Source organism: Peribacillus sp. YIM B13477 (assembly GCF_042787955.1).
GTDB lineage: Bacteria > Bacillota > Bacilli > Bacillales > DSM-1321 > Peribacillus > Peribacillus frigoritolerans.
In genome coordinates, this window is sequence record NZ_JBHZPD010000002.1 from 24444 (window position 1) to 38776 (window position 14333).

Annotated in this window: 12 protein-coding genes; all 12 read right to left on the bottom strand. The window is 41.6% G+C overall.

Annotated features, from left to right (window positions below; all coding sequences use genetic code 11):
* Positions 1-257 precede the first annotated feature (257 nt).
* Positions 258-1298 (bottom strand): L-threonine 3-dehydrogenase, encoded by a 1041-nt coding sequence (tdh, locus tag ACFX4H_RS06820; protein WP_283867908.1) that lies wholly within the window; start codon positions 1296-1298, stop codon positions 258-260.
* Between the two features lie 655 nt (positions 1299-1953).
* Entirely contained in the window at positions 1954-2820 is an 867-nt protein-coding gene (locus ACFX4H_RS06825) for a 2-oxoacid:ferredoxin oxidoreductase subunit beta (protein ID WP_057278380.1), read from the bottom strand.
* Complete coding sequence (locus ACFX4H_RS06830; protein ID WP_057278381.1) at positions 2807-4564, bottom strand: 2-oxoacid:acceptor oxidoreductase subunit alpha; 1758 nt, start codon at positions 4562-4564, stop codon at positions 2807-2809. The genes ACFX4H_RS06825 and ACFX4H_RS06830 overlap by 14 nt, the downstream gene beginning before the upstream one ends.
* Positions 4565-4779: 215 nt before the next feature.
* Positions 4780-5712, bottom strand: coding sequence for a dipeptidase (locus ACFX4H_RS06835; protein ID WP_377434806.1), 933 nt, complete (start codon positions 5710-5712; stop codon positions 4780-4782).
* A 133-nt stretch (positions 5713-5845) separates the two neighbouring features.
* Positions 5846-6106, bottom strand: a complete 261-nt coding sequence (gene spoVS, locus ACFX4H_RS06840; protein ID WP_029281188.1) for a stage V sporulation protein SpoVS — start codon at positions 6104-6106, stop codon at positions 5846-5848.
* Between the two features lie 174 nt (positions 6107-6280).
* On the bottom strand, positions 6281-7078 hold the full coding sequence (locus ACFX4H_RS06845) for a TIGR00282 family metallophosphoesterase (RefSeq protein WP_249597817.1): 798 nt from the start codon (positions 7076-7078) through the stop codon (positions 6281-6283).
* A 151-nt stretch (positions 7079-7229) separates the two neighbouring features.
* Positions 7230-8789 (bottom strand): ribonuclease Y, encoded by a 1560-nt coding sequence (rny, locus tag ACFX4H_RS06850; protein ID WP_057278383.1) that lies wholly within the window; start codon positions 8787-8789, stop codon positions 7230-7232.
* Positions 8790-9141: 352 nt separating this feature from the next.
* A complete protein-coding gene (gene recA / locus ACFX4H_RS06855; RefSeq protein WP_034313522.1) occupies positions 9142-10188 on the bottom strand; it encodes a recombinase RecA in 1047 nt (348 codons plus the stop codon).
* 348 nt (positions 10189-10536) lie between these two features.
* Positions 10537-11769 (bottom strand): competence/damage-inducible protein A, encoded by a 1233-nt coding sequence (locus ACFX4H_RS06860; RefSeq protein WP_034315395.1) that lies wholly within the window; start codon positions 11767-11769, stop codon positions 10537-10539.
* Between the two features lie 22 nt (positions 11770-11791).
* Positions 11792-12376, bottom strand: coding sequence for a CDP-diacylglycerol--glycerol-3-phosphate 3-phosphatidyltransferase (pgsA, locus tag ACFX4H_RS06865; RefSeq protein WP_034313524.1), 585 nt, complete (start codon positions 12374-12376; stop codon positions 11792-11794).
* A gap of 163 nt (positions 12377-12539) precedes the next feature.
* Positions 12540-13439, bottom strand: a complete 900-nt coding sequence (locus ACFX4H_RS06870; protein WP_063591645.1) for a helix-turn-helix domain-containing protein — start codon at positions 13437-13439, stop codon at positions 12540-12542.
* Positions 13440-13456: 17 nt separating this feature from the next.
* Positions 13457-14248 carry a DUF3388 domain-containing protein gene (locus tag ACFX4H_RS06875; protein WP_034313530.1) on the bottom strand — a complete coding sequence of 264 codons (792 nt, stop codon included), beginning with the start codon at positions 14246-14248 and terminating at the stop codon, positions 13457-13459.
* Between the last annotated feature and the right edge of the window lie 85 nt (positions 14249-14333).

The following is a 14333-nucleotide window of genomic DNA, read 5'->3' on the forward strand; positions in this document are numbered from 1 at the left end:
TTTTAAGAATTTCCAGTAAATATTAGCTATTAAGTGTGATATATCCACATTATCATAGTATAAAGCTTTTAACAGCAAGAAACAATCATTCTGTCGTGGCTTCTTCAATTGTAAGAAATTTTTCACAAATATTGAAAATAAGAACATGAAAGAAGAGGCTAGGACGAATTTAGCCTCTTCTTATCATTTTCGGATGACGCTTTCCCCTTTCAAGATTTTTCAAATGCAGACCATGCAATTTCCACCTTTTTAGGTGTTCAAGGTATAAGGAGAACCTTACCACACTGGCCTTTGATCATCAGTTCAAATCCCTTTTCAAAATCACTGAGTGAGAACCGATGGGTAATCATTGGTTTTACATCAACCTTGCCACTTTCAAGCAGACTTGAAACCTGTTGCCAGGTTGAAAACATCTTCCTTCCAGTTATCCCTTGGACAGTAAGACCCTTGAATACGATATCCTCTGTTATATTAATCGTGACGGGCTTAGAAGGCAGACTTAGAATGGATATTCTTCCACCATTGGTCGCCATCTTGAACCCTTGTTGGATAGCTGCTGGATTACCGCTCATTTCACAAACAACATCCACCCCGTCCCCACTTGTAATGCTTTTCGTGATTTCCACTGGACCCTGATTCATTGAATGAATGAGGTGTGTGGCACCCATCTTTTTGGCTAGCTGAAGTCGATAATCATTAATATCAAGAGCGATTACTTTATCAGCACCTGCGGCCTTTGCTACAGCAATCGCCATAAGCCCAATTGGACCACAACCGATTATTGCCACCGTTTTACCCAGCACCTCGCCAGCCAGCACTGAATGGACGGCATTCCCCATCGGTTCTTGGATGGTAGCTATATCGAGTGGCATATCACTTGGATTTTTCCATAAATTCTTGGCTGGCAGAGCTATGTACTCTGCAAAGCACCCTTGTTTATCCACACCGATAATGTTTGTTTTTTTACAGATATGGAATTGTCCGGTTAAGCATTGCCTGCATGTACCGCAAACTATATGTGTTTCGGCAGATACACAATCACCAACTGAAACATTACTGACACTTGCTCCTATCTCGATTACTTCCCCTGCAAATTCGTGCCCAAATACGTATGGCGGGCTCACCCTTCCTTGTGACCATTCATCCCAGGTGAAAATATGAATATCCGTTCCGCAGATCGAGGTCATCTTCACTCGAATCAAGACCTCGTCATCACGAATGTCCGGTATATCGACAACTTGTAATTGTGCCCCATAACCTCGGTGGTGTTTGACGACCGCTTTCATTTTACCTCTCAACATGTACATTCCCCCTGAAATAGGGCTGTGCTTTTTCATCTACCTTAATATGTAAAGATATGAAAAATCAATCACAAAAATACCATAATCACTTTTGTACCGGCCTTTTCACATTAATAATGATGATTTTTAGGCATTCGTACATTTTTGTTAAATGGGTCATGTTTCTATAGCATCTTGTCCGCTCTCGAATAAGATATCTTGTACAACAAAAAACAAAAACAATGAAGGAGTGACTTATATGTCATGTGGATGCAATAATCATGATCGGGATCGGGATCGCGATCGGGATAGAGATAACGACAGAATCGCAGACGATTTTTGTCGTGCTGTGAGGGGCTGTAATAGGCGCGACAACGATCGGGATCGGGATCGGGACCGCGATCGGGACAGAGATCGGGACAGAGATAACGATAGAATCGCAGACAATTTTTGTCGTGCTGTGAGGGGCTGTAATAGGCGCGACAACGATCGGGACCGTGACCGGGACCGCGACCGCGACCGCGACCGTGACCGCGACCACCATTGTCGTAGAAGGAATCGTTGCAATTTCTTCGGATTCTAATTTAGAGAGTATAGTACTCTCTCTACTTGAGCTTTCCAATTAGTCATAAAAAAAGGTTCACCCCATCTTAAGGGGTGAACCTTTTAACTTTTACATAAATTCAGCAACAAGCTTATCAAAGTGCGCTTGATCCAGTGTCAAATCTGATTTGTTTAGCGCTTTTTCAGCATACCCTGGCACTAATTCCTGGTACGAAGGGCGTGAAGAGTCTTGATAAATGATCCCTGTCACAAGGCTGTCATGCTGCATCAAAGTCTGCATGGCCTGTTCTTTATTTGATGAATCATAGCCTTCAATCGTGTTCAATTTAGTTAAGTTTTGTTTAAACCAATCATACGTATTGATCTTATTATATGTTACGCAAGGAGAGAAAACATTGATAAAGGAGAACCCTTTATGGTTTATCCCTGCTTCAATGATCGCCGTCAGGTCTTTCAAGTCAGTGGAAAAGCTTTGGGCCACAAACGTTGCGCCAGCTGACAATGCTAATTCCATAGGTGAAACAGCCTGTTCTATTGATCCTTCTGGAGTGGATTTCGTTTTAAATCCAGCAGCGGATCTAGGAGAAGTCTGGCCTTTTGTCAATCCATAAATTTGGTTATCCATGACAATATACGTAATGTCGATATTACGGCGGATCGCATGGATGGTGTGTCCCATCCCGATTGCAAAACCATCTCCGTCACCGCCTGAAGCTATAACGGTCAATTCACGGTTGGCCATTTTTACTCCTTGGGCAATTGGCAGTGAGCGGCCATGGATGCCGTGGAAACCATAGGACTTGATGTAACCGGATATACGCCCTGAACAGCCGATACCGGAAACAACGGCCAAATTCTCCGGCTCCAATCCCACATTGGCTGCCGCACGCTGCATGGCAGCCTGAACGGAGAAATCTCCGCAGCCAGGACACCAGTTGGGTTTTACATCATTCCGAAACTCTTTAAACGTTGCCATATTCGAACATCTCCTTGCATTGTGTGTGAATTTCATGCGGGAGGAATGGGTTGCCATCATATTTTAGGATGCTTTTTATTTTATTAACATGTCCGACATTCATCTTGATAATATTAGCCAATTGTCCAGTCGCATTATTTTCAATAACTACTACTTTCTTAGCACTTTGCACCAATGAAAGGACTTCATCAGCTGGGAAAGGATGAATCAAGCGGATTTGCGCATGATTCACTTTCATTCCGTCCGTTTCTAAACGGCCGATCGCTTCATCAATCGTCCCGCGTGTTGAGTTAAAACCAAGAATTAATAAATCCGCTTCTTCATGCGGTGTGTTTTTGTATACTGGTGTTTGGAATGTGTTAGTTAAATTATTCAGCTTACGCATCCGTTTATCCATTTGCACTTTGCGATTCAAGGCCGTCTCGGAAGGTCTGCCCGTTTCATCATGTTCAACACCCGTAACATGGTGAATTCCATTTTTCATACCAGGCACTACCCGTGGTGAGACTCCGTCTTCCGTTACTTCATAACGCTTGAAGTAAGATTTGTTTTCTGGCTCTTCAATTTCAAAGTCAACCAATTTTCCGCGTCTTATCTCCACTTTGCCGTAATCAAGCGGCTGAACCGTCTGTTTACCTAATGATAGCTGTAAGTCGGATAAAACGATAACCGGACATTGATATTCCTCTGCAAGGTTGAATGCTTCTGCCGTATCATAAAAAGCTTCCTCAACAGTACTCGGAGCCATGACGATTTTAGGTATTTCACCATGTGTACCATAAATCATGGCCATTAAATCGGATTGCTCCTGTTTTGTAGGAAGTCCCGTAGATGGACCGCCACGTTGAGTATCGACGATGACAATTGGCGTTTCGGTAATGCCCGCTAAACCAATCGCCTCCATTTTCAAGGAAAGCCCAGGTCCAGCTGAAGCTGTGATGGCACGTACACCGCCATAGTTCGCACCGATTGCCATTGTGGCTGCCGCGATTTCATCTTCAGTCTGTATGACCGTCCCGCCAAATTGAGGAAGTTTCTTAATTAAGTATTCCATGATTTCCGAAGCCGGAGTAATCGGGTAAGCTGCCATGAAGCGGCAACCTCCTGCAACTGCGCCTAAAGCGATAGCATCGTTTCCGATCATGAACATACGTTTTTGGCCGTCTGCCTTTTCCAGCTCCATCGCGCCCAGTTTTTCTCCAAGCAGCACTTCCATTGCCTTATAGCCGGCAGTAATGGCATCCATATTCTTCTTAACGATTTCTTCACCTTTACGGCCGAATATTTCATCAACCACATCGTTGAATACGGAAATTTCCATTCCGAGAACAGCACATGTTGCACCGATGGCAACCATATTTTTCATTAATGATGTTCCTAATTCGGCTGCTATTTCCGTAAAAGGAACAATATATAATTCTGCCTTTGTATCTTCTGGGCAGACAGGTTTGAATTTTGCATCTGCAATTATGATGCCACCCTCATGTAATTCTTTATAATTGACGTCAATTGTTTCTTGGTCAAAAGCAACTAAGATGTCTAAATCATCAGAGATAGCACGAGTTTCCGTAGTACTTACACGAATTTTGTTATTCGTGTGTCCACCCTTGATTCGGGATGAGAAATGACGGTAGCCATACAAGTAATAACCTAAGCGATTGAGGGCAATACAGAATATTTCTCCTGTACTTTCAATACCTTCACCTTGTTGTCCGCCAACTTTCCATGAAAGTTGATTGATCATGTCTTACACTCCTTTAGGACGTTCGTATATAAATGCATTTAACCGCACCTCTCTTAGAACATTCAATTATGTATAATTATCGTTCTAATTTAGGAAAGGTGTACTAAACGCTTTCAATTCTATCGGTTAAATCATCAAATTGCAACCTTTTTGCTTTTATTTTTTATATTTTCAGAATATTTATTCATATCTATATAGTAAGAATTGAAAATCACCTAAGATATTTCCTTTTCAAGCGGAAAATTACGAGTGAAATTATCAAAAAGGAGACCTTTTACAAACTCACTGGTATAAAGCCTGTTCAATTCATTTATTAAGTTATGATAATCCTTATATGACGTTAACTTCTCTACCATATGATCGATTCCATCGAAGTCGGACCCTAATCCAATTTGTCTTTCCCCGCCCAAACTGCATATATGCTCTATATGTTTCAAGATATCCTTTATCGTAACCGGGCCATTTGCTAGAAATTGCGGGACAAAGGTTACGCCGATCACCCCATTTTTCTGTAAAAGGGCTTTTATCTGCCCGTCCTTTAAATTTCGCGGATGCGGACAAAGGTGATAAGCATTCGAATGGGAGGCGATCGGGAATTTCGCCAACTTTAGGGTGTCCCAAAATCCAGCTTCAGATAAATGGGATAAATCACACCAAATTGACTTCTCATTCAGTAGCGCGACCACTTCCGTTCCAAATCCTGTCAAGCCTCCCCCTCTTGTTTCCAATGCCCCATCCGCTACCAAGTTAGCGTGATTCCAAGTCAGACCTACAGAGGATACTCCAAGATGAATAAGGGTTTTCAGTTTCAACAAATCATTCCCAATGCAATCGCACCCCTCCAAAGTTAGCATTGCACCGATTTCCTTTTCTTTTAAAGATTCGATGTCTGCCTTGGTCTTTATGAATTTCAATTCCGGCTCCGACAAAATCTTTTCATGAAAAATATCCACCATCGCCAAAGCCGCTTGAAATCTCATATCAGGGTGGACTTTTTCAGGAATATATATGGCAAAACATTGGACTTTTCCCCCTTCATCCAATAAACCCCGCTTTGTTATATGTAATTTATCACTATTTGTAAAAGAAATATCCGGATCGATGAACATCTTCATCAGCACATCACAATGTGCATCAAAAATCTCCAATGTAATCCCCCTTCCTGTACTTTTTTATGATTATATATACCATTATAAAGCGATAAGGATCTTTCGTCATTGGGAAGTCACGACAAAAAAGTGCCTGCTCGCCATCCGACAAACAGGACACCCAAACATGCAATTATCTTGGTTCAATGATTAGTTTTATTGCCGTTCTTTCTTCGCCATCAATAAGTATATCTGTAAAGGCAGGAATACAAATCAAGTCAACTCCACTAGGTGCGACAAACCCTCTTGCGATTGCTACTGCCTTGACGGCTTGATTTAACGCACCTGCACCGATTGCTTGAATTTCGGCTGCCCCTCTTTCCCTGAGCACTCCCGCTAGTGCGCCTGCTACAGAATTAGGATTAGATTTTGCTGAAACTTTTAATATTTCCATTCCTAGTCCTCCTTGTTTTCCCTGCCGATTCTAACTTGGCTCAATAGTTATAACACTTTCCACTGCTACTATATTCATCAAGTAAAACTTGTATGACAAAGAAAACCGGGATTGTACACCATTTATTAAAGAATGGAAAAACGGATGGCAGTTTGACTGTCCATCCGTTCTTAATCAATGGTAAAAGGGATGATCTTCGTTAATCAGGATCCTTTCTATCTTCTTTGCCTTGCCAGTTTTCTCATCAATTTCAAGGAGAACCCCACTTAATAGGGTCCGTCCCTCTTTTGGGACTTCGAAACGAACTGGAAGGCTGGTCAGGAACCGATGGATGACTGCCTCTCTTCCCATACCAAGGATGGCATCATATGGTCCTGTCATGCCTACATCTGATATGTAAGCGGTGCCTGCAGGTAATATACGGTTATCGGCTGTCTGGACGTGTGTGTGTGTACCAACGACGGCTGTAACCTTACCATCCAAGAACCACCCCATGGCTTGCTTTTCACTTGTCGCTTCACCATGAAAATCGACAAAGATGATCGGTGTCTTTTTTCGAGCCTCCGCCACTAGTTCTTCCGCCTTTTTGAACGGACAGTCCAAATCCGGCATGAACGTTCTCGCTTGCAAATTGATGACCGCTATTTCATGCTGGTTCAATTTTAAAAATTTCATACCTTCTCCGGGTACCCCGTCTGGAAAGTTTGCTGGACGGACAAGATATTTCGCTTCATCAATAAAATTGAAAATATCACGATTATCCCATGTATGGTTTCCCATGGTCACTGCCTGCGCTCCCCACTCTAAAAAACTGCGGTAAATCTTTTCTGTAATCCCCCGGCCACTTGCTGCATTCTCGCCATTGATGACCGTGATATGCGGACGATACTTTTCTTTTAACTTAGGTAGGTATTCTTGGATCATGTCACGACCTGGAGAACCCACTACATCCCCTATAAATAGCAATTTCATTGTAAAACCCTTTCTGGATTCACCTGATTATATGAATTATTCAAGTATGTATTGTAACATAATTGGGGGTAATTATAAGAATACGCTTAACGATTCATATCGGAAAAAGAAAAAACGAAGTGGTTTGCACCACTTCGTCTTTCACTAACAATTATTTGGCATATTCGACTGCTCTTGTTTCACGGATGACCGTGACTTTTATATGACCTGGGTAATCGAGCTCTTCTTCAATCCTTTTCCGGATATCACGTGCGAGTCGATGTGCCGAAAGGTCATCGATTTGTTCTGGTTTCACTAGAATTCGCACTTCTCGTCCGGCTTGAATCGCAAAAGATTTCTCCACTCCATCATAGGACTCGGAAATTTCCTCAAGTTTTTCAAGTCTTCTAATGTAATTTTCAAGCGTTTCACTTCTTGCTCCCGGTCTTGCAGCTGATAATGCATCAGCGGCAGCCACAAGCACTGAAATGATGGAAGTTGGTTCCGTATCGCCATGATGTGAAGCGATGCTGTTAATGACAGTTGGATGCTCTTTATATTTGGTTGCTAATTCAACGCCAATTTCAACGTGACTGCCTTCCACTTCATGATCGATCGCTTTCCCAATATCATGCAATAAACCTGCACGGCGGGCAAGAACTTCATCCTCACCGAGCTCAGCGGCCAGTAAACCTGAAAGCTGGGCCACTTCAATTGAATGTTTAAGTACGTTTTGCCCATAACTGGTACGGAATTTCAAACGTCCTAGTATTTTGATGAGATCTGGATGGAGACCGTGAACTCCAACTTCAAAAGTAGTCTGTTCACCAATTTCACGAATATGTTCATCTACCTCACGTCTTGCTTTGTCAACCATTTCTTCAATGCGAGCCGGATGGATCCGTCCGTCCTGAACAAGTTTCTCAAGAGCCAAGCGTGCCGTTTCCCGTCTAATTGGATCGAATCCAGATAAAATGACAGCTTCAGGAGTATCATCAATAATAAGGTCAATACCTGTTAGCGTTTCTAACGTCCGGATATTTCGTCCTTCACGTCCGATTATCCGTCCTTTCATTTCATCGTTTGGAAGATTTACTACAGAAACGGTGGTCTCTGCAACATGATCAGCCGCACAACGCTGAATGGCAAGAGAAAGGACTTCTTTTGCTTTTTTATCAGCTTCTTCTTTGGCACGGGTATCACTTTCTTTAATCATAAGCGCTACATCGTGAGCAAGCTCGTTTTCCATTCGGTCTATAATGATTGCTTTAGCCTCTTCACGAGTTAAACCGGAAACACGTTCAAGCTCTGTTTGCTGCTTACGAACCATCTCTTCCACTTTGCTTTCCATCTCTTCAATATGCTGTTGTCTTTGGTTTAGAGAATCTTCTTTTTTCTCCAAAAGGCTTTCACGTTTGTCTAACGTTTCATCCTTACGGTCCAGATTCTCTTCTCTTTGCAATAACCGATTTTCTTGTTTTTGTAATTCGTTCCTTCTTTCACGGGCTTCCCGATCCGAATCGGCACGAACTTTATGAATTTCATCTTTTGCTTCCAACAAGGCTTCTTTCTTAAGTGCTTCCGCTTCACGTTTTGCATCCTCAAGGATGTGTTCTGCAGAGCCCTTTGCCCCTGCTATTCTACTCTCAAATTTTGATTTGTGAATAAAATAACCAACAACTGCACCGACGATTAGGCCAAGCAAAGTGAAGATGATTGTCATGGGTTCCATCGTTTCACCTCCCCTTGCTATGAACTTTTTACATAAAATGTTGAACTGTCGGCAAGTACATTGCACATAAATTCAATATACAGCACTTAATTTTCAAAATTTTAGTTTGAAAAATTGTAAAATATACATATTAATTGTATAGTTGAGAATTTTTATTGTCAAGCGTTTGTCCCTTATGTATCAATGATTATTCAAGTTTTCTTAATATCAACCATCATAATGTACAGCATTCATTATGGAAGCAGTCTGTAAATCTTATTACAATGCCATTTAATCCGCTGAAAATTTCGCATTTTTCTTAAAATATACATAAAAGGCCTAAGCGAATAAGCTTAGGCCTTTTCCAATATCATTAATCAAGCAATTCAAAATGCTCTTCTGTTTCATTTTCTTCTGGTGGTAATTCATGCTCTCCATCAAGATTATAGTGATCTCTGATTTTCTGAGAAATTTCCTGAGCGATATCCTGATTTTCTTTCAGGAACAGCTTCGCATTTTCACGGCCTTGTCCGACACGCTCTTCATTGTATGAATACCATGAGCCGCTTTTAAGGACGATATCCAGGTCTGCACCCATATCGATGATTTCACCTTCCTGCGAAATCCCTTGACCATACATGATGTCAACTTCAGCTTGGCGGAATGGTGGAGCAACCTTGTTTTTTACAACTTTGATTTTAGTTTTATTACCGACGATTTCATTACCTTGTTTTAATTGTTCCGCACGGCGCACTTCCAGACGAACAGTTGAATAGAACTTCAATGCCCGGCCTCCCGGAGTCGTTTCTGGATTCCCAAACATAACACCGATTTTTTCACGGACTTGGTTAATGAAAATGGCAATGGTATTTGATTTATTAATGGAACCAGACAGTTTTCTAAGTGCCTGAGACATCATCCTGGCTTGAAGACCCATATGGGAATCTCCCATTTCGCCTTCAATTTCAGCTTTAGGAACAAGTGCTGCCACCGAGTCAATAACAATGATATCTACTGCTCCGCTTCGAACTAACGCTTCAGCGATCTCTAAGGCTTGTTCACCCGTATCAGGCTGTGAAAGGAGTAACTCATCGATATTCACACCAAGTTTTTCTGAATATGCTGGATCTAAAGCATGCTCGGCATCAATGAATGCAGCCGTCCCACCAGTCTTTTGTACCTCTGCAATGGCATGTAATGCTACAGTCGTTTTACCTGAGCTTTCAGGTCCATATATCTCAATGACCCGGCCTCTTGGATATCCGCCCACTCCCAACGCTACGTCCAATGCTAAAGAACCGCTTGAGATCGTTGAAATCCTACGATCAGTCTGTTCCCCAAGTTTCATAATCGAACCTTTACCAAATTGTTTCTCAATTTGTTTTAACGCCATATCTAAAGCCGCTTGACGATCACTCACTTAATTTCCTCCTCTATATTCAACTAATCGGCTGTCCGATTAAAGGTGTACTTACGTTAGCAATTATTCGAGTTCAAGGTTTGTACCCTGTCTCAAAACCTATCTTTACTATATACTCTTTTTACTATTTTGCCAAGCAAAAAGTCGAACATTCATTCGTTTTTTTCTTTCGGGATATTCTTTGTAAAAAAGCGTTTTAGCTTAAGGAAATTTCCATTTCGCTTCACTTACTCCCTAAAAAATACATTTTCATTGAATTAACTTTTTTCTTTTTTCCCTATTTTGCAAGAAACAAACTTCTAAAACCAAATAAAAAGCAGAGCTGTAAAAAAGCTCTGCTTATGGCGTTTATAAATCCCTTAATAGGTAATGACAGCCGTACTTCACACTCCGAATACGGTTTTGCGCCCTGCTACCGGAAAGATTCAACTCCTTGAAATGAGTGTTTCCATCCCGATAGGAAATGCCAATAAATACTGTACCAACAGGCTTGCCTTCTTGTTCATCCGGCCCTGCAACACCCGTAAAGCTTATGCCTACATCCGCATCGAGCTTACTCCGGACATTAGAGGCCATTTCCATTGCACACTCACCGCTGACCACCCCATACTCAGATATGGTATCATCACTGACGCCGAGGACATTGGACTTCGCATCATTCGTATAGCAGACCATTCCGCCCTTAAAGACTTTACCGGCGCCCGGGATGGTTGTCAGCTGTTCTTGGAACATCCCCCCGGTCAAGCTTTCAGCTGCCGCGATTGAAAGCTTGCGGACCGTTAATTCTTTTACAAGTTCCTTTATTAGCGAAGTATTATCACTTCCATAATGGAACTTGCCGACCCTGCTAAGAATTTCTTTTTCCGTTTCTAAAATAAGTTCTTCGCATTTTTCTTTGGAAGGGCCTTTGGCGGTGATCCTTAACGTCACTTCCCCTTCGGCTGCCAGCGGAGCGATTGTCGGATTCGTTTGATTGACAAGGAGATCTTCAATCACCGTTTCCAGTTCGGCTTCACCTATACCGTAGAACCGTAGAACCTTGGAATCGATCCGTTCATGCTTTTCCAATTTATTCATGATCTTTTCATAACCATAACTTAAAAACATCGGCTCCATTTCACTTGGTGGACCAGGCAGGAGCATATATGTAATCCCGGATTTGGACAAAACCATTCCCGGGGCCATGCCATGATCGTTTGCCAACACTTCACTGCCTTCTAAGACAAGGGCCTGCTTTTTGTTGTTTTCCGTCATCGGCCGTTCCCGTTTTTGGAAGTAAGCTTCAATGGATTGCAAAGCTTCATCATTAAAAACGAGCTTTTTCCCGATATGGCGAGCAATCGTTTCTTTCGTTAAGTCGTCTTTGGTAGGACCAAGTCCACCGGTAAAAACAATCAAGTTCGCCCTCGATTCAGCGATTTCTATAGCTTGTTGTAATCGGCGGTCGTTATCCCCGACCACAGTATGGTAAAAAACGTTGATCCCCATTTCCGCAAACTGCTGCGATAAGAATCTTCCATTAGTGTTATTGATTTGACCTAAAAGAAGCTCTGAGCCCACTGCAATGATTTCTGCATCCATCTTTTCAAAACCACCATTCGTTTTACTTTGAATTAACAAATACTTCTTTGTTTTTTATAAAATAATCCAAACCTGACCAGATTGTAAAGATTAATGCAATCCATAATGCGATATTGGCAAATGGAAGTGAAATGAGGGCAAATGGAAGATTATGCAGCAATAAAGCCGAAATAGAAACAATTTGTGCCCATGTTTTAATTTTACCTAGCTGGTTCGCTGCAACCACTTCACCTGTACCCGCTAACACCAAACGCAATCCAGTTACTGCAAACTCGCGACTTATGATCACGATGGCAATCCAAGATTGACCGTACATTAAATCTAGATCAACCAAAACGATTAAGGCAGCCGAAACAAGAAGTTTATCTGCCAATGGATCTAAAAATTTTCCTAAATCAGTAATCATATTATACTTTCTGGCAAAATGGCCATCGATCCAATCCGTAGTGGAAGCGATTATAAAGAGGATGGCTCCGGCCAGGTGTGCCACTGGCAAACTGTATTCTCCCCAAGTCAGTGTCCCCCATGAAAAAGGAACGAGCATGATGATTAAAAATACTGGTATTAAACAGATTCTTGCTACTGTAATCTTATTAGGCAGATTCAAAACTTTTACCTCCAAAATTTACGCCTGCCATTCGGGCCTGCGTCTTAGATCTAAAATAATGCTTATATGTATAATTTAACTCAAAATCCAATCTTATATGCCGAATGGACCATTTCCCGCGCCTTACCATTAAATAGAGCAAAAATAGTCATCTATAAGATGACTATTCGGCTTTCGTAAATTGTATCGTAACCAATTGCGTATTCACTTCAGTCGGTGAAATGGAATACTCCAGCTTCTCATCATTCACATAAATCTCTGTTTCATATGCTCTGCCTATATTGATGACAGCTTCTTTTTCATTGGTGAAATCAATTTCCTGGCTTTTGTCCTTTTCGATAGTGCCTTGGAAAAGTAATTTACCTTCACCATTTTTTATGCCGACCCATGGTGAGCCTTTGGAGGTCACCTTTAATTTAAAAGTATCGGTATTTTTTAATTCATACGTACTATTTTTACCGCTGGAACTTGTGACGGCAAGATTTTGCTCTTTCTCTTCATCTTTGACTGCTGTATCAACTTCATTCTTCTTTTCAGATGAATCTGATTTTTCTTCATTCTGTTTTTGGTCTGCATTCTCTTCTTCTTTGTTAAACTCTTCACTTTTATTGTAATCCACGGCATCGCTCTGTTTCGCGTCCTTTTTGTCCTCGTTATCCGGATTACTCATATAGTTCAATACCAGAACCCAAATCAATACGGCCGCACCAATGACTAAAACGGCAGCCAAGATCTTCGGTAACAATTCCACAACCTTTGAATCTCCTGCCGGAATGGTTTTCCGGGATTGGACCCGTGAAAGCTGTTCTGGCAATTCCTCACTATAGACCGATGGTATTTCACTCTTATATTGTTCGAAAATCTCTTCTGAATCCAGTCCGACCGCTTCACAATATTGCTTTATGAATGCCCGTACATAGAACTTTCCTGGCATCATGCTGTAATTTCCTTCTTCAATGCCAATGAGGTAACGCTTTTGGATCTTCGTTAATTCCTGCAAATCTTCTAGGCTAAGACCTTTTGCTTCCCTAGCTTCCTTTAATCGATTACCCAACTCAGTCAAATAAAACACCTGCCATTTTAAAAGTCAAAGGAACCAAAATCGGACCCTGAAAACTGGTCTTTTTGGTCGACAACTTCATATGTTATTTCTTCTTCAGGATTGTTTCGCAATTCAATAATATAATCAAAGTCTTCGAGGGTATACTCCGTATTTTGGACAAAAACATCCGGATGTTCGATTACTTTGACAGCATCAAGCCTCATTATTTCACGAATCAACTGCCAATGACGCTCATTTGCACGGCGAGTGGAAACAATTCCATCTAAAATGAACAAATTATCATTATTATATTCATCCTCAATAAGCTGGCTGCGGATAGTCTGCTTTAAAAGGGTCGATGACACAAACAACCATCTCTTATTAGCACAAACACTCGATGCCACGATAGATTCAGTTTTTCCGACACGGGGCATCCCTCGAATCCCGATCAATTTATGACCTTCCTGTTTAAATAGCTCGGCCAGGAAATCGACAAGCAAGCCTAGTTCATCACGAACAAACCTAAATGTGTTTTTCTCATCGGCATCGCGCTGAATATAGCGTCCATGCCTGACTGCGAGGCGATCACGTAATTTAGGTTCCCTAAGCTTAATGACCTTTATCGTATCCATCGTACGGAGAATTGACTCGAATCTTTCTATATTACGGCTGTCTTTGGCCAACAAAAGTAACCCACGCCTGCCTTCATCGACCCCGTTAATGGTGATGATATTAATGGAAAGCATACCCAGAAGGGATGAAATATCCCCTAATAATCCAGGACGGTTGACTTGAATTTCATATTCAAAATACCATTCTTTATTATCCACGATAACACTCCTTAAGCCTAAAAGCTTTTACCCTAATCATGGGCAAAAAACTTATCCATCGTAAATTTCAAGGTCTGAACACTTT

Excerpts from the sequence above, each read along its gene's own strand:
- ACFX4H_RS06825 (WP_057278380.1), bottom strand. The coding sequence starts at position 2,820 with ATGGCAACGTTTAAAGAGTTTCGGAATGATGTAAAACCCAACTGGTGT.
- spoVS (WP_029281188.1), bottom strand. The coding sequence starts at position 6,106 with ATGGAAATATTAAAAGTTTCAGCAAAATCTAATCCTAATTCTGTAGCA.
- ACFX4H_RS06860 (WP_034315395.1), bottom strand. The coding sequence starts at position 11,769 with ATGGATGCAGAAATCATTGCAGTGGGCTCAGAGCTTCTTTTAGGTCAA.
- ACFX4H_RS06845 (WP_249597817.1), bottom strand. The coding sequence starts at position 7,078 with ATGAAATTGCTATTTATAGGGGATGTAGTGGGTTCTCCAGGTCGTGAC.
- rny (WP_057278383.1), bottom strand. The coding sequence starts at position 8,789 with ATGGAACCCATGACAATCATCTTCACTTTGCTTGGCCTAATCGTCGGT.
- ACFX4H_RS06830 (WP_057278381.1), bottom strand. The coding sequence starts at position 4,564 with ATGATCAATCAACTTTCATGGAAAGTTGGCGGACAACAAGGTGAAGGT.